Origin of the sequence: Pseudobutyrivibrio sp. 49, from assembly GCF_900100545.1 — a bacterium.
In the GTDB taxonomy this organism is placed as follows: Bacteria; Bacillota; Clostridia; order Lachnospirales; family Lachnospiraceae; genus Pseudobutyrivibrio.
On the sequence record NZ_FNDP01000001.1, the window covers coordinates 31,745 to 57,767 of the forward strand.

Sequence of the window (26,023 nt, forward strand, 5' to 3'; positions counted from 1 at the left end):
TTTTTATGGCAAAAAACAAAATGGTTCGAAGGGGCGGTATGATTTCCTTCGAAAAAGATGAAAAAAAGTCCATAATTATAGCCCTCGTGGTAAGTGCAGTTGTAGTTTTGGCTGTAGTTTTAGCGATTATTGCCATCAGACACAAAGGCCTGGGTATCCCTGTGGGGGTTACTGAGGAAGTGGTTGACACATATACTGTTACAGATAGTTACACTGATGACGGCAGTATTATTGTAACCAATCAGCAGGAGCTTGATGAGAAGCTTACTGCGTCTTCTGATGATGCATCAATTGGCTCTATTACAATTCAGTCTGAAGAGGAGCAGTCTATAGAGATTCCTGCTGGTGATTACAGTCAGGTGGCTTTGAATGTTGACGCTCCATACACTGAAGTGTCGAACTATGCCAATTTCAATATCATAAATATATCTCAGATTTCAGCTAATACATGGGTGGAGCATGCCAATGGTAATAACATTATCCTTCAAGCAGCTGCCAGCCATGTTATTGTGGAGTCTGACGGAGTAGTTGAAAGTATATCTAATATTTCATATGGCTCAACACTTGCAGTAGAAATATACGGAACTGTAAAGGAGTTATCTCTTGAGGCAGATGAGTCTATTGCATCGGTAAGTGTTAACGGTCATCTGGAAAATCTGGATGTATTCAGTAAGACAAATCTGGCCCTGTCAGGAGCAGGAACAGAGCTTATCCCAGTGAGAGTACAAAGTGGAGCAGACGGCTCCGTTGTAAAGACATCGGTGCCACTTGATATGAGCTCCAGTAGCACAGTGGATGTTTACATGCAGGAGGGTGCTGAGGATACCAAGATACTTCTTACAAGCAACAACGTATTAACAAACCTTTATAACAATACAAATGCTGATATTAACATCGTGGATCCAGATAGCAATACTATTAGTATCCCAGCTGGTAATAGTCAGGAATTCGGTGAGATTAAGGAGCCAGAGCCTGTAACAAGTTCTGAGGATTCATCAAGCAGCTCAACAGTTAGCTCAGGTTCATCAGGTTCATCCGGGGGTTTAAGATCCAGCAGTTCATCCTCTGGTTCAACAGGTCAGACTGTCAGTGAGCAGCAGGCGACACCAACGCCAACGGCAACACCTACACCTACACCAACACCAACTGCAACACCTACACCAACACCAACTCCAAAGACAACCCCAAAGGTGACACCGACGCCAACACCAACGCCAACACCAACACCAACGCCAACGCCGACACCAACGTCTACACCGACACCTACACCAACACCAACGCCGACACCAACACCAACTCCAACTCCGGAGCCAACGCCAGCGACAGTGTTTGAAGATATTTCAAATAAAATAAATGAAATTACAGAGTCTCTTAAGGGGTTAACCCAAAAGACTGATGAATATGTAAATCAAAATGAAGATACTTCCCAGCAGAGCTCACAACAGATGACTCCTCAGGAAGAAGAGATATTGGAGAAGATTAAAGAAGCAGCAATGAGTGCAATACTTTCATTGCCTCTTCCTAATGAACAATACAAGACAAATGCGACTGACTACGGAAATGTAGAATACAGAATAATGAACCAGGATATTATTTATTCCCGTTATGATTCTTTGAATCAGATTAATGATGAGTACATCCTGATTCATAATGCAGCTGGAAGTGAAAAATCTTATCTTGTTCAGCTGTACTATTACTATTTCGTCTATGTGGATGACGGTGAAGGAAGCAGTCTGATATGGAATGAAATGGGGACTTCCAAATCAGCTGTTTTAAATCCTGGGGAAAGCTGGATATTCACAAGAGAAAAGCCTGTAAATCCAGATATTGCTAAATTTACTATTGAAATAGTAGCAACAGATTGTGGTGATGCCGAGGCTTTGGAGGAGGATCCGGTAGCAGATATACCACAGCCTCTGGACTGGGAAGCAGAATATTCTTCACAGGATAGCGCTATACAGGCAGTATTCTTTGAAGGAAATAAAGTATTGGGAACAACAATCTATTATTTAAACAACAGTGATGTCTATACAGACATGATTGTGGATAATGAACGTTTAGTAAAAGCAAACAATATTGAAGAGGATAAATCTATTCAATTCCGTTTGCCATCAGGATATGGAAACGTTAAATGGTTATTCTTTGCTCAGTGAGGTAGCTAAAGGATGAAAAAAAGGACGAAGGCATTGTTGGTGGTTTTTACATTAATACTTTCGATGCTAAGGGGGACAACTTCATATGCTGCAGCTTCATCCAGCATAATCTTTCAGGGACTGGAGGTTGGAGATTTGGTGGAGATTTATCGTATCTGTAATTACGATGAATCCTCAGCCAGCTACTCATGGGCCTTTGCCGTAACCTCCTGGATGTCTGAAAAGAGAACAGGACAATTCTACGCGGATTTAAGCCCTACAGGTCTATCTAAAATGAAGTCCGGGGCAGCGAAGGAGTTCTGTGAATTGCTTTTGGATGGTCTTAGAAATACCTCCACAGGTGTGGCCAATTTGCAGGGACAGTCCTTTACCTATGCAGTTGGCAGTGGAAATACTGTTGAGACAGATGCAGGCTATTACATCGTCCTGCCTAAGGGAAATAGCAGAGTATACGATTTGGAATGGTTCGTATTGGAGCCTGGCACAGAAAAAACAATTACCTACACAGAGGATAATTACAGTGTTCCTTCAATGACCACAGCAATCGAAAATGATACAAGTGACAGGGGTATGGTAAATGAGACAGTTCCTATGACAGAGCTGGACGATCAGGTTTCTGTAACATCAGACATTACCATGCCATCGTACAACAGCATGTATTCAGACGGTAAAAGGGTACTTACCGTTTCCTTTGTTATCCCATATGGAATGGAGTATGTTGCTGACAGCTTAGAGCTTACAGCCTCAGGAGAAGAGGGGGAGGAGAAGCTTCCTGACTCAGCCTATACTGTAATGAGCTATAGCAATGTTCAGTTCTACAGGGATTACAGTGATAAATTTGTTTTCTTTGGTTCTCAGGATTATTTCTATGAGATAGACGGAAATCATCTTGCAGGACCTGATGGCACACCAGAGCTTGCTCTGGAGGCGTTTAATGAAGCCTATGGAACGCAGTACAGTATTGAGGAAAAGAACCTTAAGACTGTAGGTGAGGGAGGAAATACCTCCACACAGGAGATTAGGGAGGCTAAGGCGGCTGAGACAGGAGAGCCAGTTGAACCAATAGAAGATGAAGAAGTCGAAGAGACAGGGGACGTTACAGAAGCAGAGGGCACTGAGGAGGTCCAGACAGACCCAGAGGGCGTAACAGTGGAAACTGAGGCTATCGGAGACACTTCTGTGGATACCTCCAATCTTATTTACAAGACAGGTGGATTATCTGTTGTGATTGTATCCCTTGATACATCGGTAGAGCTGGATACTCTTAAGGCTAAAATCAGCGCCAAGAAGAATCAGTACAGTACACCTGACGGATGGTATGACATCTATACCTGTCTTAGCTATTCAGTCAGTCCGCTGGATAAGAATCTCAGAGCGGTTATTAAAGAATCTGCAAGGGCTGCAGCCTATGGAATCAGACTAACTGCCTGTATGGGATATGCAGATTCCTATCTGAAGAGTGGCGATGAGATTTTGGCGACAGCGCCTAGAATGCTTGACGACAAATTTACCTTATATAAAAAGACTAACACCTATTCAGGTGATATTAACGAAGCTGTTACACAAGTTGCAGTAGAGAATAAAGATAAGGTTCAGCTTATCTATGATTCTGATTTGAATGTAACTAATGAATATACAGAATATGCACTGTTGGATCTGAACGATGAGGCCCAGATAGCCATAGGTGGAATTATAGCCGGCGAATATCTGATAGTGCAGACAGACCACGTTCCGGGCTTTGCCCTTTCAGAGTTATCCTACATCATTGAGTCAGATGACTGGCAGGATGAGGAATATATGGAAGGAAATTGCGTATTTGATTTGGTCTGGTTAGATTACAAGACGGTTTATCTTCCTGCCACTGGTGACAGTGGGCAAGAAACAGGACGTACAGCAGGAATTCTGATTATGCTGTTTGCAGCAGCAGCCATTGCTCAGGCAGCCAGAAAACGGGAAAATCTCAAGCTGTTACACCAAAACAGGGTGTTACAAAAATAAATATAAAAAAGATTTTCTTTGTAACTAGTTTGTAACTAGTAACGGTTTATTATATGGCATATAGAAGAAAATTCTATGCGATATACTACGTCAGATAAGGAGGAAAAAATCATGAAAGGAAAAGGAAAGCGATTAGCCGCATTACTAACACTTATAGTTCTTACTTTCAGTTCAGTATTGGTTGTTAACGCTGATAGCAACACAAAACTGATTCAGAGAAGTACTAGTGTAAGCAATCAGGAAGAGAACTTCGATCATACTGAGGTTTCTGTTGCTGCAAACACACCAGACAGAACTGGCTTTGTTCTCAACGTAAAGAGAGCAGATGACAGCTTTACTCTGTACAATTTGGTAAACATCGTAGCTACTGATAATGAGGCAAACGGAATCACATCCATTGATGTTCAGTGGATTACTCCTGTTGCAAACTTTATTCAGTCACATGAGCAGTTTGCCAACGATCCAGACTACGCTTCTCCTACAGCTCTGGGTGCTTATACAGTAGACCAGACCCTTTCAGGTGAGGCTAAGGAAAATGCAGAGAAGGCAGCTAAGGCTGCAAAGGAAAAGAAGCTCATCACTCTTATCAATGCTATGAAATCAGATTATGACATCGTAGTTGATAAGAATGCTACAGCTCTTGGACAGATGACAGCTGTTGCACATCTTGATGGTTCAACAGTTGAATCTAAGATTGCAAGTGACCCAGAAGCTAACCTTAATGATATTTCAGGCTCAGAGGTTAAAATTGGTCTTTCTGGTAACGCTTATGAAATCAGCAAGCTGCAGTTTGGTTTGTATTTTGTACACGCTACAAATCCAGCCAGAGCTTCAGGCGGTGGTTATCAGCCTGTAGTAGTAGAGCTTATTCCAGAACAGACAGGTCCTTCAGGTCATTGGTATATCGATAATAATAAAACAGCTACACTTAAGAACGAATCAATCAGCATCGGAAAGAAAATCAACGAATCTGATAGCGATATTATCAGAGAAGGTGAGATTGTTTCATTTAGAGTAGATATTGACATTCCTCTTTATAACAAGACTGGTAATACATTTGATTATACAAAGTTCAATGCTATTGATGATATGACACAGGGCTTCACCCTCATTGCCACATCAGCAACACTTACTTATTTTGACTCACAGGGAAGAGAGTATCATCCGCTTGCAGCTCTTGTAGGTGAGCAGTATGGTAACAGAACAGCCCGTGATGCAAATGGTACTTATGAAGCAACTCTTATTGGTTATAGTTATCCTGTTTATTACAGTGGTGAAGAAAATCAGAAGGCTTACTTCTACATTACAGAAGATTCCAGCTCACAGATTACTGTTTGGGTAAATAATGGAGGAAAGCTCAATAAGGTTCCACTTCAGAAGACTAAGACTAATGGCACATATACATTTAATACTAATGACTTAATAGCTATTAACAACCAGCTTGGTTCAGACAATCAGATTCCAAGCTCATACATTACTTCTTCAAATGCACCAAAGTTTGTTCTTTCAGATACAACTAAGTCCCTTATTTCAGTAGAGTTCTATTATGAGACTCTTATGAATGAAGCTACTTATGCTCAGAAGATTACTGGAAATGCTAACTATGTTCAGGATGAAAACTTTACATTACCTAGCAAGGTTCAGGTAAAATATGATGCTTTAGTAAATGATTCAGCATACCTTGGAAATAACGACAATACAAATACGGTAACAGCATATTATGTTGAAGATACATCAGGAACAATCGGTACTGTTGAGGATGAAGTAGTTGCATGGACATACGGTGCAAACATCGTCAAGGTAGACGGCGAAGCTTATTCTGACTTTGAGAAGCTTCAGCCAGAGCAGCAGGCAGCACAGCTTGAATCCGGAAAGACACCTTATCTGGAGGGCGCTGTATTCGACATCTATCGTTTAGATACAACATACTGTGGTGGTTCTGCAAATACAGATCAGAACTCTTCACCAGCAGAGAGAGCATATAATACATTCTCATTCTACGACGATGCCACTTATCCTGTTACATCAGTAGACAGTTCTGATATTTCAAAGAGATATGGAGAGTCATACAGACAGTATGCAGAAGTACTTCAGAGAGCAATGAAGTATGAGATGACTCAGAAGATGGCTCTTACAGATGCAACAGTTATCGGTGGTGCTATCCAGTCTGCATTTGGACAGCTTGGTTCATACACTACAGCTGCTACATTTACAAATAAGTATAATTTCGCAGATTTATATACTAACGTAGAAACACTTAATTCATTACATAGCGGATACGGTGGAAATATTCTTCTTGATTACATCGTTCCAAAGGCTAAGACAATTGCTAGTGGAAAGTCATGGGATCAGGCAGAAGACTTTGAAAGTGATTTCGTAGTATTTGTACCTAGATGGGTAGAAGCTAATGAATGTGCAGTTCATACAGGAGCACACTGGCACTTGGATGCATACTCATTATTCTGGGCAGATACAACATCAGTTGCTGATGGCGATGGTGTTTTACTTACAGGATTTGATCCAAATAAGTATCTCATGATTGAGAAAACTGCACCAGCAGGTGGATATAACAAGTTAAGTACAGCAATTTACTTTGAGGTAAATCAGATTTCCGACGAGCTCTATACAGAAAGAGGTAATTCTTATGCAAGCTTCTTGTCAGATGTATATGAGAACGCACTTGGAGAAACAACACAGGATGATAACCAGGATGGTATTTACCACTTCATTATCAAGAACTACAGTGGTTTAACACTTCCAAGTACTGGTGGAATTGGTACATTATTATTCACATTAATAGGTTTGATTATTATGGGTGGAGCAATTGTATTTGTAATTGCAAGAAGAAAGAAGCTGGCTAAGAACGCAGCATCATTCATGGCTATAGCTTTGATGATATTGTCACTTCTTGTACCTTCAATGAATGCAAATGCAGCTACAACAATCAGCCTTGGAAACAGTGATGGAGTTAGTACTGGTGTCCAGAAGGCAACACCAAATGGCACAGCAGAGTTCATTATTCATCTTAGAGACTCAGCAGATGTTCTTTCAGTATATAGAATTGCATCTGTAAGTTACGATGATACAACAATGACCTGGAGTGATTTGGAATGGGTTCCAAACCTTTACAGCTACTTAGGAAACTATTCACTTGATACAGGTAATGATAACATTCCTACAACTCCACAGCAGTTTACAGAGTTAAATGCAAAGGAGCAGGCAGATTTCCTTACATGGGCTTATAACACAAGAGATAAGTCTGGAATAGGAACAACATACAAGGTTAACGATCAGTACATTAGTAAGTTTCAAAATCAGACAACTAATGAGAACTACGCAAAGATTACAAACGTTGCTTATGGTATGTACTTAATCAAGGGTGAAAACCCTACAATAGGTAGATCATACTCAGTACTTACACTTTCAGCAGTTCCAGAGATTCAGGGACCTATGGGTGTTTACTATCTTACAGGTGACCTTGAAGCTACACTTAAGTACGCTGATGTGACAGTAGATAAGCGCATCAACGAGATGGACTATGATGTAGTAAGAACTGGTGAGACAGTTACATTCGAAATCGCTGGTGAGATTCCTAGCTACTATCCAATCAACGGCGGTGTTGTATACACCAAGGAAGATGGAGATTTATACACTGGATACGACTGGAATGCAAATTACAAGTTTAATATTACTGATGATATGTCATCTGCATTCACACTTGATCCAAGTACTATAGAGATCTACTTGGGTGATTCTCTTACAGAAGCTGGCGAGTGGGTTGCACCTCCAGCAAACTCATACATAAGCCTTATTGCATCTCCATATTCATCAGAAGCTGGTGAAGGTGTTGTATGGTTCAAGGATAGTACAGATAAGAACGGATATTACATTATCAAGCATATTGTAAAGAACGGTAATGTATACAATCTTACATGGTACGTTTACAACGAAAAGGAAGGAAGCATTGAATTATTAACAACTGGTACAGCAAGTACAGAGGCAAATGCTACAGGACTTCCAGACGCATCTATAACAAGTGCTTATAAGACTGCAACAGGAATCCAGACTATAGGAACATTTGCAAGAGCTACCAGCAAGAACATTTTTGCAATCTCATTTGATTACTCAAAGCTTGTAGAAATCAATGAGGAAGGTAAGTGGGAACAGATTTATAAGTACATCGGTCTTACTTACAAAGCTACAGTTACAGATGATTGCCAGCCAGGCTCACAGAACAATACAAATACTGTTCACCTCTGGTATAGAAGTGATATTGCAGGACATTACAGCTCAGTAGACGATACAGTAAGAGCCTACACATATGGAATGAGAATTGTAAAGACTGATGGAGAATCAAATCCAACCAAGTACCTTATCGGTGCACAGTTCAATCTTTACAAGGAAGCATATGTATATGTTCCTGATATGACAAAGGAAGGCGCTACAACAGCTACATTTACAGCAGAGCCTTCACCTTCTAACTGGGAATTCTATAAGTTTGGTGGTTATGCAGCTAACGGTGAGTACTCATCAAAGACAGAAGAAATTCCTACAGACGACAGTGAAACACCTGTAACACTTGATACACTTGATAAGCTTGAAGCATCAGGCACAACCTTTGATGGTGGACTTAATACTTACTTTAGATATGTTCAGGTTCCAGCAGGAACAGATGATATCGACGAGGAACACTACAATGTAATCGTTTACAAGCAGATGGCACTTGCAGATCAGGTTGGAACAAATGCAGCAGGTGAAGAGTCGCAGACAGTACTTGATAATACAATCTATTCAATTGATACAGAAGAAGGTGTTTTAATCGATGGATTAGAGGATGCTTCATATGTATTAATCGAGACAGTATCTCCACAGGGGTACAACGCTCTTACAGAGGCAATGAGATTTGAAATTAACAAGCTGTCAGTAGAGCAGCATGAGATGGCAGAAAATGCAGCTTATGACACAGACGTTATTTTCTACTCAGCTAACGAGGTTGACCCAACACAGGAAGGTATTGTAGATGCAGTAGCAGTAAAGACTACAGAAAATGAACAGGAAGTAATTAAGTACTATCAGGGATATTCAGATGGTATTTATGGAATTAATGTAAAGAACTATCAGGGACTTACACTTCCAAGTACTGGTGGTATTGGTACATTGTTATTCACAATTATCGGTATCATCATCATGGCAGCAGTACTTATCGTAATACTTGCCAAGAGAAAGAAAAATAGTTATATGTAGTTTCTTATTCTAACAAAAAATGGGCAGGAGGCAGTTAACTGCCTTCTGCCTGTTTACTTTTGAGGGATGGCATGGGTGTTCGAAGGAAATTCAATTACATGAATTTACTTTTAATCCTAGTTTTCGTAGTGGGACTAGGAATACTTTTGTATCCCAACATTTCTGACTTTTTTAACCAGAAGAACAGTTCAAAATCAATTAATGAATACGATGAAACAGTAGCTCAGATGAATGAGGAAACAAGACAGGTGCTGTTTCATGAAACAGAAGACTATAACACCACACTTTTATCAAATCCAGTAGGTCGTTTTGCAGACATGACCGAGGAAATGAAGGATGAATATTATTCTACTTTGGATGTAGATGGAAGTGGAATGATGTGTTATCTGAAGATTGACAAGTTGGGCTTAAACCTGCCGGTTTTCCATGGTACTACAGAGGACGTATTACAGAAGTACGTTGGACACATTGAAGGAACATCACTTCCAACAGGTGGAGTTGGTACCCATTGTGGTCTCTCAGGTCACAGAGGATTACCAAGCGCCGTACTTTTCACAAATCTGGACAGAATGGAAGTGGGAGATGTTTTCTCCATCATCGTTTTAGGTGAGGAGCACTTTTATCAGATAGATCAGATAGTAACAGTATTACCAAATGATTTATCACCTTTAGCAATCGATCCAGAAATGGATTACGTTACATTGGTCACATGCACTCCTTACGGTGAGAACACTCATCGACTTATGATACGAGGAGTTAGAATAGAGGATGAAAAGGCTGAGGAGGTAATTGAGAACACGGACTCATCAGCACTGAAATACGGACTTACCCGTGAACAGGTTGTAAATGTTATTGCAGCAGTTATGGGTTCTATATTCGTATTTGTAGCAGTACCAGTTCTGCTTTTCCCACCAGTGCCTACACCAAAGGCATATATAAGACCTTGGGATGACAATATCGAGGAGGTTTGTAAGGCGGCCATTAAGGTTTCCGAAATGGCTACCAGAGCAAACTGGGAAATGGATAGTGTTACTCATGAGGCAGACACCTTTGCAAAGAGAAGAAGATGGGATGACACTCTCAATCACACAGATAAGCTTACAGAATCAGATAGCGAAAGACCTTGGGATGAATACGATTTCTACGATGAGTCAGTAGACTATAGTGAGGAAGAGTCAATAAGACTGTGGGATGATAAGGTATTAGAGAAGGTTGATCAGGACTGGTCAGTATTTGACAGAGACAGGAATCAGCAGAATCTTAAGTTTGAAAACATAAATGAAATTATCGACCAGGGCAAGGTTGAGGATGCATTTGAAAACCTTGACGATTATTTCAAGGAAGAATTACGAATAGGATTTGAACTATTGGAGAAATCCAAGAAAGGAAAGTAGTCATGTTAGGAGCCTGGAAGAAATACCTGAACTACATATTGATTATTGTAACAGGCTCTATGCTGATTTTGTTTATTATTTCCAATGCCATTTCTGTGACTACCGTTGCCGAGGATGGTGATTTAAATGAGAGCCTTGCAGACGGGTTGGGCTCAGATGAAAACTTATCTAATCCAAATGGTGATGTAGTGCTTACATCAGCAGGTGGTGGAGAGGATGGTGGAGCTCAAACTCCAGAGCCTGCACCTGAACCAATTCCAATACCTTCAGATGGAGGGGATCCAGAAGACCCAACTGTTACGCCGGTTCCAGAGGCTGATCCTACCCCAACGCCAAATCCAGATGATCCAGAAGTGACACCAACGCCAAATCCAGATGATCCAGAAGTGACACCAACTCCGGATCCAGATGATCCAGAAGTGACACCAACACCAGATCCAGAAGTAACACCAACCCCAGAGGTAAATCCTACTCCTGAACCAGGAGAGGAGGAAGAGGATAATGGCTGCATTTGTACAACACATTGTACAGAGGATGAAGTAAATTCTGAGTGTCCGGTTTGTTCTGAGGATTACAATGAATGTTCACCTAAGGAAGAGGACCCAGAGGAAGGCGAGGAAGAGGAAGAAGAGTGCACCTGTACAGCACTTTGTAATTCGGCAGAGTTTGATGAGACATGTCCTGTATGTGCCAAGGACTTTACCAAATGTGCCTTTAAAGAAGAGGAAGAAAAGGAATGTACCTGTGAGTACTTATGCGAAGAAGGTGAAGTGGACTTAAGCTGTGAGTGTTGTGCCGAGGATTACACCAAATGTAAAGGTGTTGAGCGGGAATATGCAGCTATTATTCAGTACTCTATTCATGGGGAGGAAAAGACTGCAAAGTTCCTTACACTTGAGGAGGCACTGAATGGAGCAAAGGCAGTTGCCGATGAGGTTCACAGTCAGGAGGATTCTAACTATGTTCCCGTTATTGAAATCAGGGATGAAATAGATGTTTCCTCTACTATTACTGTTGAAAATAACTGTAACTTTATCATTGATGTAAAAGGACACAGGATTTCTGTTGATTCAGGAGCATATCTTGATTTCAGTAGCAGTGGTGTTACCTTTAGGGACAGCACCACCTCTGGAATTAATTACGGTGGAGATAACACCAGACCGGGTGGCGTCTCAGGTACAAGTGGTCAGCTCTTTGCTGGTTCAGATACTCTGACATTTACAACGGGTTATTACAATATTTCAAGTGGTGTATTATGCAGTGGTTTTTCTACAGTTACAGTAAACGATGCATTTTTGATTAATTCATCAGGTAGTCTTTTTGATAACAGAACTACCTTTAATGTTAACAACGGTTTCTTTGTTTACGACAGTCTTTATACAGATGGAAATGAGGGTAGTGTTGTTTGTCCAAACAGTATGGTTCTGATGGATAAGGCCCTTTCAATCGGTGGCTATTCTGTTCAGGGCTATGGTTTGTGCTCAGCAGTATTCAAGGTGACACTGCAGATGGTAGGAGCAACAGACTACTACTGCTCAACCTTTGCAGAGGCATTTAGCACAGCTGAGAGTCTCAGTAAATCAAATGATGGGGCAAAGACTGTTATTGTTATAAATGATACAGTCGTTTCCAGCGTTGCCATATCACAGACATATACTCTGACAGGCAATGGTGAAGGCTATGACCCAGTGGTACAGATCGACAATATTAATTTTACTCGAGGTGGAGCAGGCACAGCTGGATTTGATGGAACAATGTTTGCTGTATCAGGAGGCGAGCTGATATTCAATGATTGTACAATCAATGGATATATTTCCGAAAGTCAGGTAGCTGTAGGCTCTATGATTACCGTTGATTCTGGAGCTACTCTTTCCCTTATAGGTTCATCAGGTACGGGTACTGTTCTCACAGGAAATGTTGCACTCCTTGGTGCTACAGCTGGGGACCCTGCAGCAGGTATTTATTTAAAGGATGGAAGCCGTTTAAGAGTTAATGGCTATATTGTTGCTCATAATAATGTATGCTACAGCGAGGTGGCTGACCCTAATGGTCAGATTGAGGGAATCAGAACTGACAGAAACGTATACATGGAAGTAAATTCAGCCATAGTAGTTGATGGAGCCCTTATCAAGACAGAGAGCTTCCTGATAGGAATTACAATGTCCACTGATGATGTGGATGAGACTCAGCCAATAGGCTCCCTTTCCAACGATTACTATTTTGGTTTGGCAGCAGCAGGTATTTCAGAGGTTGATTTAAGTGCATTCTACATGGATACCTCGGCAGCCTACTTCATGGATATGGACTTTGATAACAATATAATCACATGGAGCAGAGGAGGCTCACTGCTTCCTGAGGCAGGAGTGTTTAGATTGGAATATATTCTTTTATTTATGGGATTGATGGGATTCATTTTCCGTGCAATTCAGGAAGCCAAGGATGAAAGAAAAGAGATAGTAAAATACATTACCGTCATTTCATTGATCTGCCTTCTAGCAGGTGCTGGTTTTGGCAGCTATCACGTATATGATGAGATGAAGATTATTCAGCGTAATAATCAGGTGATGGAAAATTTGACAGGAAATAACAGTGATGGTCAGGTCACCTCAGGCGATGCAACCTTTGAACAGGAGGTGACGCCAGAGGAATCAATCACAATCGTGGAGGATACCTCCACTGAAAAGATTGTGGAAGAGGTGGCACCTAATAAGTCCATTGTTCCTGCAGATGGCAGAGAATATATAGGCGTTATTGAAGTGGAGCGACTGGGAATTAAGCTTCCAGTATTAAGCAGCTACACAGATGCAGATATGAAGACAACTCCTTGTGTATATTATGGCACGAGAGAAAATGGAAATCTGGTAATCGTGGGTCACAATTATAACAGTCAGTTTGGAGATTTCAATCTCCTTGACAGCAGGGAGGTTATTACAGCAAAGCTGACACTGGTGGATGGAAGTGAGTACGAATATACCAGCAAGCTGATGGAGAATCTTGAGCCTGATCAAATCGATGAGATGCTGACAGGCGACTGGGATTTAACACTGTTTACATGTAGTTATTCAGGAGAGAAGAGAATAGCAATTAGATTTGACTTGAAGAGGTAGAAGTATGGAGTTGATGGGAATCGGCATAGATATGCTGTCCATCCTAATTACATTTGTTATTCTTGTGGGTGTTCTATTAGGTAAAAGAAACTCGATGAATGAATATTTCCCGATTCTTTTACTTATGAACGCCCTGGTTCTGCTTGCGGATATGGGAACACTGGTATTTGCAAATGACGTTGATAATTTAAACTTACTTCGTATTTCCGTTATCCTGCAGGGCTCTCTTACATATGTAAGTATTTCAGGATTTAATCTTTACGTTGATAAGCTTATTACAAGGAAGCGTGGGAAGAGACCAGCCTTTAGGGCGGTTCCGTTTGCTATCTGTGTGATAATGATTCTGTTTTGGATTACATCTTTGATTCACGGGTATGCCTTCAAGGTTTCCCGGGAAGGAGAATACAGTCAGGGACAGCTGTTTTTCTTTGTTGTGCTCATTGGCTGCATCCTTGTGATTTTCATTTTCTTTAGAATTATATACAACCAGATAAATGGAGTTTTGGATGCAAATGTGTGTATAGCCTTATACATATTTATCATCATTCCATTTGTAGTTCTGTTCCCAGCTTTAATGTGTGAGTGCCTGTCCATGCTTTATGGTGCTATCACCGTAAGCTATCTGATTATGTTCATAGCAATCCATGTTACAAGAGAGCAGACTGTTGTGGAAAAGAAAATGGATGACACAATTATGCAGACAGATTTGATTATCTCTGAGCTGCAGCCTCATTTTATTTTCAATTCTCTTACAAACATAAAATATCTGATTAAGAAAAATCCTGAGCTTGCCATAGATGCCATGGATAAGTTTACCAAGTACTTAAGAAGAAATCTGGATACCATAACAGACCAGGATTTGATCACCTTTGAGGAGGAGCTGGAGCACACCAGGACTTACTTGTGGTTGGAGCAGCTGAGATTTGGTGACTTGAAAATAGAATATAGTATTGATGAGGATCAGTTCCTTATTCCTCCATTGTCACTACAGCCTGTAGTTGAAAATGCTGTTCGACACGGTGTTACCAAGAAGGTTGGTGGTGGAACAATCAAAATCTACGTGCGAGATATGGAAGATTGTTATAAAATTACAGTAAAGGATGACGGAATAGGTTTTGATGCGAAACAGCTTGACGAAGAAATAGCAAATGCAGGTATACATGATATAAGAAAGCGTTTGTACGAGATGAATAAATCAAAGCTTTCTATAGCAAGTACAGAAGGAGTTGGCACTACAGTTACATATCTTATCATGAAGGAGGACACTGGGGATGATTCTGTTCAAGGATGAGACACAAGAAGTAGAGGAAGCCATTGCTGAGGTTGTAAGGGAAGTTAAGGCTGAAGAAGCAGAGGAAAAGCTAGATGAAAAGCTAGAGGAAGAGCCAGAGGAAAAGCTAGATGAAAAGCTAGAGGAAGAGCTAGATGAAAAGCTAGAGGAAGAGCCAGAGGAGAAGGCTGAGGAACCTGTAGAAGCTGAGAAGCCACAGGAAGAAAAAGAGGAGCCAAAGAAATCAGATAGTCTTGAGACTGAGGTGGATTCTCTTTTAGATGAGCTTAATGAGATAGAAAAGCAGCTTGGTATGAAGCAGGAATTTGAAGATATAGAGTTTCCTACTCTTAAGCCAATAATTCTTCCTCCTATTAAATATCCAGAGCCAGCACCTGTTATTACAAGGGCCGATTTTGCAAAGCTTGATGATGAACAGTTTAATCTGCTTATGAAAAAGCTTAATAATGTTGAGCATATGGAAGCTGAGATTAAGGCGATGAAGGAGATTATCGACGAAAGACTGAGCCTTGATTTTAGAGCCATGTATGACAACATCATGGAAAAGACTAATATTGAAGCCATAAAAGTATATAGAAATGTTCAGGCCGTGGTTATAGAAGAAAATGCCAAGCAGAATCAGGCATTGTTCGGACTTGACAGTAAATCAGATTCACTTAGAAAGCGAATGAACAACGTGCTTATCTTTGCAACAGTTTCATTCGTAGTTTCAGTGCTGGTTATGCTTATAACCATTTTACCTGCCTTTGGAATTAAACTGTTTTAGAGGTGACCATGGAGGACAAAAAAACAATAACCATTGCTATTGCACTGTCAGCAGCAATGGTTTTGATGTTTATTGGGACAATTTTATATGCCAGAGTTCACAGACAGCAGCAGGAGCAGGCCGAAGCCGAAGTCAAACAGGATACAGAGGCCGAGGATGGGGAAGATGAATTTCCAAGGCTGAATCCAGACTTTGAGTACCTGCCTATTGATGTGACAAACATGGTGGTAAGAGTGGATGATGTGGATATGGATGCGGAGGATTCTGCCATTCACGATGTAGAAGTGGAAAACACATATATCAACACCACACCTTTGTTACCAAGTATTATGAATGAGCGTGAGAAGGTGCTGAGGGAGTATGTAGATATAAGTGCCTTCCCTGACAGCTACATTCTTAACGAAAAGAAATCTATTTCTATTAATGATTCAACTGTGTCAGTGCCAAAGGAGGTTTATCTTTATAATGTGGGAATAGATAAATCTTCAAAGGCCACTGTAAGTGTCACGGTGGAGGATGATGAAAAGATAATCAGGACCTTAGGCTGGACCAGTACAAAGCCAGAGGTAGTTCAGCTTTCCACCACCTCCGGAGAGACAGTGGATATTGAGTATGTTGGTCAGAAATTTTCTGGCAAGGTACCGGTATCTATTATTGTGACCTATGAGACCTCTAAAGGAAACACAGCCACCAGAGAGATAACCTTTAACGTGTTTGTGGAGGATGTTTCCTACGGCGACGATCAGCTGAAGGACAAGGCTGGTAATGAGCTGTTTCTTGATAAGGCAGGCAAGAATGCTGCCTACGTATCGGATTTTGCAGGAAATGAATATTTCTATGGAGAGATTAAAACCACCGGTTGGCAGACAATCGACGGTGCCACATATTATTTCAACGGGGATTCACTTCCAGTAAAGGGAAATCAGATTATTGGAGGTTTGCCTTACGATTTTGGTGATGATGGAATTCTTTCCTATGCAGTTGGAGACATGGGTATCGATGTTTCCAAGTGGCAGAAGGATATAGACTGGCAGCTGGTTGCTGCTTCTGGTATTGACTTTGCCATAATAAGATGTGGCTTCAGAGGTTCTATCTCAGGACAGCTTGTAGAAGATCCATATTTCAGACAAAACATGAGAGGGGCATTGGACAATGGTATAAAGGTAGGCGTGTATTTTTTTACTCAGGCAATCACTGAGCAGGAGGCTATTGAAGAGGCATCAATGGCAGTGGCAATGTGCAGGGAGTATGAAATCACCCTTCCAATCTATATAGATTCGGAAAATGCTGTTAGAGGCCGAGCCAACGGTCTTGACAGAGCTACAAGAACAAGATGTCTACAGGCATTTTGTGAAACCATCAATAACAGTGGCTACAGAGGAGGAGTATACGCCAGCAAGAACTGGTTTTATGACAAGCTGTATGCTGAGAGTCTGGAGCAGTATAGTATCTGGGTAGCCCAGTACAACACAGAATGCAACTACACTGGTAAGACAGATTACTGGCAGTATTCGTCAAAGGAGACAATAGCTGGTATCACAGGATATGTAGATGTAAATGTAGTAAGACAGTCTGGTAGGAAATAAATAGTTGAAAGGTTTGAATTACAAGGCCGGATGAGCTTTTTCATCCGGTCTTTTTTTGATGAAAAAGCCCCATATGGGTTCTGTAGTTACGGAACTCACAATTTATTCAAATTTATAACACAATATAACCATTGTATAACGTTATAATTTAATTATTAAAATGTTTGTGATATGTTTACTGTAACTTAATAACACAATCGTTGAATTGTCAGAAATTTAATTAGTGTATTTGAATATAGGTATTGAGATGTTGAAGTAGTTAGGATCGGAGGTATTAATATGAAGTGGGAAAATATTAGTACTAAACAGCTTATAACATGTACCGGAATTGCTTTTGTCAGAAGCACTAAGAAAATGATTGAAAGGAACAGAGTTGCCTATCGTACCACAGCAATAGTTATGGTATTTGCCATGGTATTTACTATGGGGTTCGGAACACCTTTGGCTATAGCTGCAAATGGTGGTGCTGATAGTGTAATTACAAATATCGAGTCTCTCGGTAATGATGTGGCCGTACAGCATCTTCCTGTTGGAGCGTCAGAAAGCGACATTATCTTTCCTGATACATTAAACGCTACCTTGGAGACATACAAGGAAGTATTGGTTGAGGTTATTCCAGAGGTAGAAGAAAAAGAAGAAGTACCTGAGGAAGATGAAGAAGAGACAGAGGAAGTAACAGAGGAAGAATCTACTGATAATATCCAGGAGGTTACTGAAGCTGAGGAGATTTCAGAAACAGATACAGAGTCACAGGAATCAGTGGCACCTGTAGCCGAGTCTGCAGATGATGTTGTAACAGAAGAGCCTGTAGTGGAGACTCCAGAAGCTATAGAGGCACCAACAGTTGCAGAAGCTCCAGTAGTTAATGAAACACCAGTAGTTACAGAGGCTCCAGCTGAAGCAGCACCAGTTGAGAGTGCACCAGTGATTGAGTCAGCTCCAGTATCAGAACCTGTTTCTGAGCCAGAGCCAGCTGATCCTGTAGCATTTATTATAGATACATTATTCCCAGCTATTACTGTAAAGGCAGCAGAGGCAGGAGTATTTGCAGAGGTGGTAGCTGCAACAGCAGAGGCTGTCACAGGAGAATCAGTACCAGAGGAAGAACCAGTGGAGGTTCAGCCAACATATGTAGTAGAGACAATTACTACTTCAGCAGAGATTACTCTTGCTGATATAACCTGGTCCCTTGACCCAAGCTTAAGTACAGCACCAGCTTTCGATTCAAATATCCAGGGTGCTAATTATGTATATAGAGCGAACATATCTTCAGGCTATGCCATCAATTCATCAATTCCTACAATCACTGTAATTATTGGTGAGTTAGTAGAAGAGAAGGGATTTGAGCAGAGCACAGTTGTAGACGGTGTGGTTATCACAGTTAAGGCAGATAAGGGTGTGTTCCCTGAGGGAGCATCTTTATTTGCAAGACGAGCTACAGCAGAGGAAACAGAGGTTGCAGAGGAAGCAGTAGAGAACGAAAGAGAATCAGACAACGTAGCAGCTTCATATACTTTTGATATAAAGGTTCTTGATGCAGCAGGAAATGAAATTCAGCCTGACACCACAAAGGGAACAGTAAAGGTTTCATTTACTCTTGAGGAAGCAAAGAACGAAGCGCTTGAAGCAGATGTTTATCATATTACTGATGCCAACCCACAGGCACCAGTAGCTGAAAAGCTTGAGACAGAAAGCAATATTGCAACAGTAGAAGCAGAAACAACAGGATTCTCATTCTACACAGTAGAATTTACATATAATGGATTACAGTATGTGCTTGAAGGTGACACAAGCGTTTATTTAAAGGATATTCTTGCTACCTTAGGGATTTACGGAGAGATAACAGAAGCATACAGTAGTGCACCTGAATTATTTAATGTAGTTTACTTAAGAAATGATTGGATAGTAAACTCAGTAAATCCATTTTCATCCTTAGAAAAGCTTACAACTGTTGTTGATGGAACAACTTATGAGATAGAAGTAACTGATGCACAAAATGGTGTTGATAGTCCTATCCAGCCTGATTCAGATAAGACTGGAAAGAGCGCAAGTGATTTAGTTAAGTCTGTACTGAGTGATGGTGTTACAGCAGAGAATGCAGCTAAGACTGGTGCTGTGTATGGATTTACAAATGGCTCAGATCAGGTTGGTATTGAATCTGGAATAATTCTAGATACCAGTTATATGGCTTCAACTAATCATGATTACGATTTGGAAAAGCTGGTTACACAGTTAGGCTATAGCTATGGCGGCCATACATCAACATTGGAATTTACTATGATTGCATCTGGTAATTTGTTGAATTTCAATTACGTTTTTGCATCCAGTGAATTTGATCAGTCATCATGCTTTAATGATGCATTTGGTTTATTTGTTAGTGTAAATGATGGTCCTTATGAAAATATAGCAAAAATAAAGAGAAGTGATAATTCACTACATGATGTCACCATCGTAAATTTGAGAGCAGGATTAGGTGGTCATGAGATGTGGGATGGAGAAGGTACAGATCTTTCAGAAGCTCATTCTCTTTTCATCAACAAGCCTGTAGGAGTAGCTACTGATGTTAGCATAAAAGGAGTCTCTTTAGTATTCAATGCCCAAAAAGAGGTTAATACAGGAGATAAAGTAAAAGTAAAATTTGCTATATGTGATTGTAGTGACAGCAGCTATGATTCATTTGTATTCATCGAAGGTGGTTCTCTTAGCTTTGATGCACCAAATTCAAATGTTGATTACTTCGAAGAGGTACTTAAGGGATTCACTCCTGGAGTAACATACGAGATTACCTGTGATGATGAAGTATACACTTTTATAGCATCAGACTATGGAACAATTAAGATCTTTGGAAAGGACAAAAACGATAAAGAGTACGACTTCTATGGCAAGACTTTATCAATAGTACAAAAGGGTGATGGAGAAACAGGCGATTCTGAAGCACAGGAATTATCTATTTCAGAAAGACCAACCTTCACAGATCCATTTGATGGTTTTGATTTAAATCAGGATGCAGACAGACCATCAGAAGGTAATTCAAATCCTATATACACAACTAAAGATTCAATCACAATTACTCTCGATAAAGATGACAAAGAAAAAATGGGTCAGGTGTATCGTATTTACGATAATGAGAAAAAAGAGATTGAAGGACAGGATTGGAAGCAGCCAGAGCCAGATGGAACAATTACATTCGATAATTTGCAGGAGTATACAGAATATATTCTCAGATATAGAAGACCTGCAACAAAGAAGGTTCCTGCATCTAAGATTTCAGATGGTATTAGTATAACAACTGGTGAAACTGTAGAGGTTACAGTTTCAAATACAATTGATAAAGATTACGACGGCAAACCTGTTGATTTCGATATCACTACTAATCCAACAGATGCTACCATCTCATATAGCACAGATATAGATGGCGAATTTAGCAGCACAATGCCAGTAATCAAGGATGCCGGTGAATACACAATTTACTACAAGGCAACAAAGACTGATTGTACTACAACATATGGCAACTTCACCGTAACAATCGATAAAGGTGTTCATGAGGATGTGGAGCTTACAACAAATACAAATGTTCCAGTTAAAACTACAGAGGAAGCAAACATTGATTTAACAAAATATGTAGAGGATGGAGCTAAGTTAATAGACTACCAGATAGAAGGAGATTTATATGATTACATTGACAATGTTGATTTTATCGATGGTAAGATTGTTTACAACATATCAGAAAATGAGAACGGAACAACTGGTGTACTTAAAGCAAAAGTAAGAAGTACAAATTATGAGGATTACACAATCATTATTCCTTTGATTTCAAAGAGACCTGCTCCAGTATATGTTCCAACATATATTAGTACTGGAACTACTACCTCAGCACCTTCAAGTGCTCCAGCAGTAATGCAGAGGGAAGAGACAACTTCTAAAGTGGTTGTAGAGAAAAAGGATGAAAAGGTAGAAGAAAAGAAGGAAGATGAAGAAAAGAAGCCTGAGTATGTACCTGATATAAAGGCAGCTCAGGAGATAATTCCTGAAATAGTAGAAGAGACAACCAAAGTTACTGCTGAGACTGAAGAGATTACAACAGATGCTGATGATACTCTTGGCAAGGGCAAGATTATTGACAAGGGTGACATCTGGGGCGATATGACAGAGGACACCAAGCTCAAGCTTTTGGACAAGCTTGAGGAGAAGGGTGGAGAGGTTGTTAAGACAGCAAATCTTATTGACCCTGTAGCATCTGCAAAGGCAGAGCTGAAGGCAGAAGAAAACGAAAGAGATATAGTAGATGACAAGGTTCCTGTAAAGGAAACACCAATCGCACTTGTTATGGGCGAAGGTGCAGTTGTAGTTACACTTGAGCTTACAGATAATTCAAAGGCTAATGCAGGTCTTGCTGACGCAAAGGCAGTTGCAAAATCTATTCTTACAGAAGAACAGTATGCAGCAGTTGCAGCAGGAAGTATTCTTGAAATCAAGGTTGAGCTTACTCCACTTGAGGAAGAAACTATTCCTGAATTAGACCGTCAGGTTATTGATGATGGCGTGACAGAGTATGCTGAGCAGATACCAAATCTTTCAATGGCAGATTACATCGATATCAGTATGTTCATGAGAATCGATGACAGTGACTGGAACCAGCTTACAGAAGTTGATCCTATCGATATCGTAATCGATATTCCAGAAAATCATAAGGGATTATCTGATACATACTTCATCATGAGAGCACATGAAGGTGTCAGCACACTTCTTGAGGATAAGGACAGCGACCCTGATACAATTACAATCTCTACTGGCCAGTTCTCAACATACGCACTTATGTATGATGAGCCACAGGTGGCAGTAAAGGCAGATATCGTATCTACAGCTTCAACATGTAATGTTTGTCATAAGTGTCCAACATTATTTGGAATTTGCTACTTTGTATGGCTTGCAATAGTTGCAGCAGCAGGTATTTCATTAGAGCTTTATAAGTCAACAAGAAAGCAGCAGGAAGAGGAATAATAAAAAGATAATTACGCCTAATACTTCATATTTCAACACCTCACAAGGCACCTCCCTACGGGGAGGTGTTCTTGTGTTAAAAAAGATTGACGGAAGTGGTAAGAGAAACGGGTAAGAGATAATCTATTTAGTACCTATATGGTGAACAAGCATATAAAAATGGAAGAAAACCAAAAATTATATGCTTGGAGAAGGAGATTATATAGGGATTTAACCTGTTCAAGCATATAAAAAAGAAAAAAATTGAAAAATTATATGCTTAGAGAAGGAGATTATATAGGGATTTAATCTGTTCAAGCATATAAAAAAGAAAAAAATTGAAAAATTATATGCTTAGAGTAGAAGGTTACATAGGAATTAAAACTGTTCAAGCATATAAAAAAGGAAAAAATTGAAAAATTATATGCTTAGAGCAGAAGGTTACATAGGAATTAAACCTGTTCAAGCATATAAAAATGCAAAAAAAATAGAAAATTATATGCGTGGAGCAAAAATTAAGATTTTTGGGATTTAATAGCTCCCCAGACAACACCACAAATATTTTAGAGAAAATTGTTGTAGGTTATTGATGACGATACGAAAATATCGTATTATGATAATACGAAAAAATCGTAGGAGAGCATATGAAAACAAATACTGCATTAGAGACAAACATTATAGTTTCAAACAATTTAAAATATTTATTAAAAATTCATGGAGTGTCGAGGAAAAAGGTATGTAATGATTTGGATATTAAGTATACTACCTTTTGCGATTGGGTTAATGGACGTATCGTTCCCAAATATCAAAATTTGGAAAAGTTAGGCGATTACTTTGGAATAGAAACAATTGAGTTCCTTAGACCTCTTGACGAGGAAGGGAAGCTAGAAGATGCAAATAGACTTCTAACCTATACTAATGAAATAGTAAGAAAGGGGAAGGTACTTGATATGAAGGTAGTTAGAGAAATGTCAGATGAACAGGTAAAGGAATTATTGAATTCCGGGTTTACTTTTAAGCATAAGACTTATGAGGAAAGATTAGCTGAGTGCGGTGGGGTCGCACAGACTTACAAATTTGATTGGGGAGAACCAAAAGGAAGAGAGATGTTTTAATGAAAGTTTTTTATCAAGGAGATATTATTAAAATTAGTGGATTTGGAAACCTTTTTTTGATAATAAGTAAGAATGTATTTATCAGAGAACGAAAAATGTTTCATGTTAGTCCGATAGTTAATACTGATATAATTAATCCTATGAATATAGATATAAAAGGTGTTGATGGGACAGAAGGAACAGTGATTTGTGAGGAGATTAAGCTAATAGACCCTGTTGCAAGAGCATGTACTAAAGTTGATAGAATAAATTATTGGGGTATCATTAATATATCAGATGCCATTCAGGGCATGTTTGAATATGATTAATCTTAGAAAGCACATTTTTTTGCTTCCAGAATTTCTAATGCATGTTATAATGCATTATACCTAGCCCGCAATTTTTGCGGGCTAGATTATTATATATTAAAGGAATGTAATTTTATGACTGAAAAAAGAGTATGCACCCGCTGTTTGCTGAGGGATATGATTGATGCAGACATGGGGATGATAGAAAAATATAAGGCAGCCTTAAAGGCAGAGGACACTGTGGATGATGCAGAATATGAAAGACGTCTTGGAATCTGTACCAGCTGCGAGAAGCTAAATGAAGGTACATGTATGTCCTGTGGATGCTATGTGGAGCTCAGGGCAGCAGCTAAAGTATCTAGATGTCCTAACAAGAAGTGGTAGGAGAACAGACAACACCACAAATATTTTAGAGAAAATTAAAATATTTATTGAAAATGTAAAATTAATTTGATATATTGAAATCATCGATTGAGGATATACCTCATCTACTAAGCATATGAAATAGGGGCTTGATGCTTAGCGATAAGACAATTATGGAGGAGGAACCATGAAAAGAATTCTTTCATGTGTTCTGGCTATTACTATGGCAGGTGGTCTTGTGGCGTGCTCAGGCTCAGATTCAGAAGTGAAAAACTATACAGTCAGCTATGACGGCATTGCCACAGGCGATGTTTCTTCGGGCGTTTCTGTCCATGACCCATCAATCCTAGAAGTAGACGGAACATATTATATTTATGGCTCGCACATGACCTGCGCCAAGAGTGATGATTTATTAAATTGGCAGAAGGTGGCAGATGGCTACAGCAAGACTAATTCTGTTTATGGGCAGATTTATGATGTGGCTGATAAGGCATTTGCATATTCAGGAAACAAGGATAGTATCATTAAAACTGATGATGGAAAGACTCATGTGTGGGCACCAGATGTGATTTACAACGAGACCATGGAAAAATATGTGATGTATTATTGCACCACCAGTACCTTTAATGCATCAAATCTTTGCTTTGGAATAAGTGATTCCCCTGAAGGACCATTTGAATGGCAGGGAGCATTGATTTATTCAGGTTTTACAAACAAAAATATCGCAAATACGGATGTACTTGACTATGTAGATGAGACATATGCGAAGAAGAATTATATAAAGGGTGGCGCCTATAATTACGAGGACTATCCAAATGCAATCGACCCTACTATTTTTTATGATAAGGATGGCAGGATGTGGATGACCTACGGTTCTTGGTCTGGTGGCATTTATCTGTTGGAGCTTGATTCTGCCACAGGCAAGGTGATTCATCCTGAAGCTGATGAAGAAAAAAGGGTGGATGCTTATTTTGGCAAGAAGCTTTTAGGCGGTGGACACATCTCCATCGAGGGACCATACATAATGTATGATGCAAACACAGATTATTACTATCTGTTTGTAAGCTATGGTGGACTTACAAGCAATGGTGGATATCAGATGCGAGTGTTCCGTTCAAAGACTGTGGATGGAGACTATGTGGACATGAATGGAGCTTTTCCAGAAAAGAGCGCCTTACATCAGAATTTTGGTTTAAAGCTTTCGGGCAACTACAAGCTACCAAGCTTAGATAAGGCATATATGGCAACAGGTCATAACTCTGCCTTTGTAGATTCAGATGGAAAAGAATATATCGTTTATCACACCCGCTTTAATGACGGCGGTGAGGGACATTCTCCAAGAGTGCATCAGGTGCTGATGAATGAAGAGGGATGGCCATGCGAACTTCCATATCAGACTCAGGGTGAGACTGTTTCTGAGTCAGGATATGACAAGAAAGATGTTGTTGGTCGTTACTTTGTAGTTAATCAGGGGACGGATATTTCCAGTGATATCGCAAATCCGATAATTGTTTATTTAAACAATGATGGAAGCTGTGAAGGCAAGGAAGTAAGTGGTAAATGGGAAATGAAGGATGGCACTTACTATATGACTATTACTATTGATGGTCAGGACTACAGTGGTGCTTTTTGCCAGATGAAAGATGAAGCTGGTACAGATGTAATGACATTCTCGGCTGTTGGAAACAATCAGTCGGTTTGGGGCGTAATGTATGTTGATAAATAATTAGGGAGATTAT

The 26,023-nt window shown here is 39.9% G+C and carries 14 protein-coding genes; all 14 read left to right on the forward strand.

From position 1 onward, the window contains the following. Positions 1-5 precede the first annotated feature (5 nt). The 14 genes from BLP54_RS15740 to BLP54_RS00195 all read left to right on the forward strand — a co-directional run bounded on the left by BLP54_RS15740 (position 6) and on the right by BLP54_RS00195 (position 26,010). Positions 6-2,153: a hypothetical protein gene (locus BLP54_RS15740; protein ID WP_176754417.1), complete on the forward strand. Its 2,148-nt coding sequence runs from the start codon at positions 6-8 to the stop codon at positions 2,151-2,153. Positions 2,154-2,165: 12 nt separating this feature from the next. Beyond that, positions 2,166-4,151, forward strand: coding sequence for a hypothetical protein (locus BLP54_RS00130; RefSeq protein WP_090165575.1), 1,986 nt, complete (start codon positions 2,166-2,168; stop codon positions 4,149-4,151). Between the two features lie 111 nt (positions 4,152-4,262). Next, complete coding sequence (locus tag BLP54_RS00135) at positions 4,263-9,395, forward strand: LPXTG cell wall anchor domain-containing protein (RefSeq protein WP_176754418.1); 5,133 nt, start codon at positions 4,263-4,265, stop codon at positions 9,393-9,395. A gap of 98 nt (positions 9,396-9,493) precedes the next feature. Continuing rightward, entirely contained in the window at positions 9,494-10,789 is a 1,296-nt protein-coding gene (locus tag BLP54_RS00140; RefSeq protein ID WP_176754419.1) for a class C sortase, read from the forward strand. 2 nt (positions 10,790-10,791) lie between these two features. Next, the gene (locus BLP54_RS00155) at positions 10,792-13,896 is read left to right on the forward strand and encodes a sortase (protein ID WP_143001974.1); all 3,105 of its coding nucleotides are present in this window, start codon (positions 10,792-10,794) and stop codon (positions 13,894-13,896) included. Positions 13,897-13,900: 4 nt separating this feature from the next. Then, positions 13,901-15,187 carry a sensor histidine kinase gene (locus BLP54_RS00160; protein WP_090165585.1) on the forward strand — a complete coding sequence of 429 codons (1,287 nt, stop codon included), beginning with the start codon at positions 13,901-13,903 and terminating at the stop codon, positions 15,185-15,187. Continuing rightward, entirely contained in the window at positions 15,168-15,953 is a 786-nt protein-coding gene (locus BLP54_RS15745; protein ID WP_176754420.1) for a hypothetical protein, read from the forward strand. The genes BLP54_RS00160 and BLP54_RS15745 overlap by 20 nt, the downstream gene beginning before the upstream one ends. Positions 15,954-15,961: 8 nt before the next feature. Further along, a complete protein-coding gene (locus BLP54_RS00170; protein WP_090165586.1) occupies positions 15,962-17,539 on the forward strand; it encodes a GH25 family lysozyme in 1,578 nt (525 codons plus the stop codon). 279 nt (positions 17,540-17,818) lie between these two features. Then, complete coding sequence (locus BLP54_RS00175) at positions 17,819-22,540, forward strand: choice-of-anchor L domain-containing protein (protein ID WP_090165589.1); 4,722 nt, start codon at positions 17,819-17,821, stop codon at positions 22,538-22,540. Between the two features lie 391 nt (positions 22,541-22,931). Continuing rightward, positions 22,932-23,054, forward strand: coding sequence for a hypothetical protein (locus BLP54_RS16185; protein WP_255405339.1), 123 nt, complete (start codon positions 22,932-22,934; stop codon positions 23,052-23,054). 109 nt (positions 23,055-23,163) lie between these two features. Next, a complete protein-coding gene (locus BLP54_RS00180) occupies positions 23,164-23,634 on the forward strand; it encodes a helix-turn-helix domain-containing protein (RefSeq protein ID WP_090165591.1) in 471 nt (156 codons plus the stop codon). Beyond that, the gene (locus BLP54_RS00185) at positions 23,634-23,942 is read left to right on the forward strand and encodes a hypothetical protein (RefSeq protein WP_090165594.1); all 309 of its coding nucleotides are present in this window, start codon (positions 23,634-23,636) and stop codon (positions 23,940-23,942) included. Before BLP54_RS00180 ends, BLP54_RS00185 begins: the two co-directional genes overlap by 1 nt. Positions 23,943-24,056: 114 nt before the next feature. Beyond that, the gene (locus tag BLP54_RS00190; RefSeq protein ID WP_090165596.1) at positions 24,057-24,305 is read left to right on the forward strand and encodes a DUF6171 family protein; all 249 of its coding nucleotides are present in this window, start codon (positions 24,057-24,059) and stop codon (positions 24,303-24,305) included. Between the two features lie 166 nt (positions 24,306-24,471). Beyond that, entirely contained in the window at positions 24,472-26,010 is a 1,539-nt protein-coding gene (locus BLP54_RS00195; RefSeq protein ID WP_090165598.1) for a glycoside hydrolase family 43 protein, read from the forward strand. Positions 26,011-26,023: the final 13 nt, after the last annotated feature.

Bases quoted from the DNA above. Each gene is read 5' to 3' on its own strand.
- BLP54_RS15740 (WP_176754417.1), top strand. From the start codon at position 6: ATGGCAAAAAACAAAATGGTTCGAAGGGGCGGTATGATTTCCTTCGAA.
- BLP54_RS00130 (WP_090165575.1), top strand. From the start codon at position 2,166: ATGAAAAAAAGGACGAAGGCATTGTTGGTGGTTTTTACATTAATACTT.
- BLP54_RS00135 (WP_176754418.1), top strand. From the start codon at position 4,263: ATGAAAGGAAAAGGAAAGCGATTAGCCGCATTACTAACACTTATAGTT.
- BLP54_RS00140 (WP_176754419.1), top strand. From the start codon at position 9,494: ATGAATTTACTTTTAATCCTAGTTTTCGTAGTGGGACTAGGAATACTT.
- BLP54_RS00155 (WP_143001974.1), top strand. From the start codon at position 10,792: ATGTTAGGAGCCTGGAAGAAATACCTGAACTACATATTGATTATTGTA.
- BLP54_RS00160 (WP_090165585.1), top strand. From the start codon at position 13,901: ATGGAGTTGATGGGAATCGGCATAGATATGCTGTCCATCCTAATTACA.
- BLP54_RS15745 (WP_176754420.1), top strand. From the start codon at position 15,168: ATGATTCTGTTCAAGGATGAGACACAAGAAGTAGAGGAAGCCATTGCT.
- BLP54_RS00170 (WP_090165586.1), top strand. From the start codon at position 15,962: ATGGAGGACAAAAAAACAATAACCATTGCTATTGCACTGTCAGCAGCA.
- BLP54_RS00175 (WP_090165589.1), top strand. From the start codon at position 17,819: ATGAAGTGGGAAAATATTAGTACTAAACAGCTTATAACATGTACCGGA.
- BLP54_RS00180 (WP_090165591.1), top strand. From the start codon at position 23,164: ATGAAAACAAATACTGCATTAGAGACAAACATTATAGTTTCAAACAAT.
- BLP54_RS00185 (WP_090165594.1), top strand. From the start codon at position 23,634: ATGAAAGTTTTTTATCAAGGAGATATTATTAAAATTAGTGGATTTGGA.
- BLP54_RS00190 (WP_090165596.1), top strand. From the start codon at position 24,057: ATGACTGAAAAAAGAGTATGCACCCGCTGTTTGCTGAGGGATATGATT.
- BLP54_RS00195 (WP_090165598.1), top strand. From the start codon at position 24,472: ATGAAAAGAATTCTTTCATGTGTTCTGGCTATTACTATGGCAGGTGGT.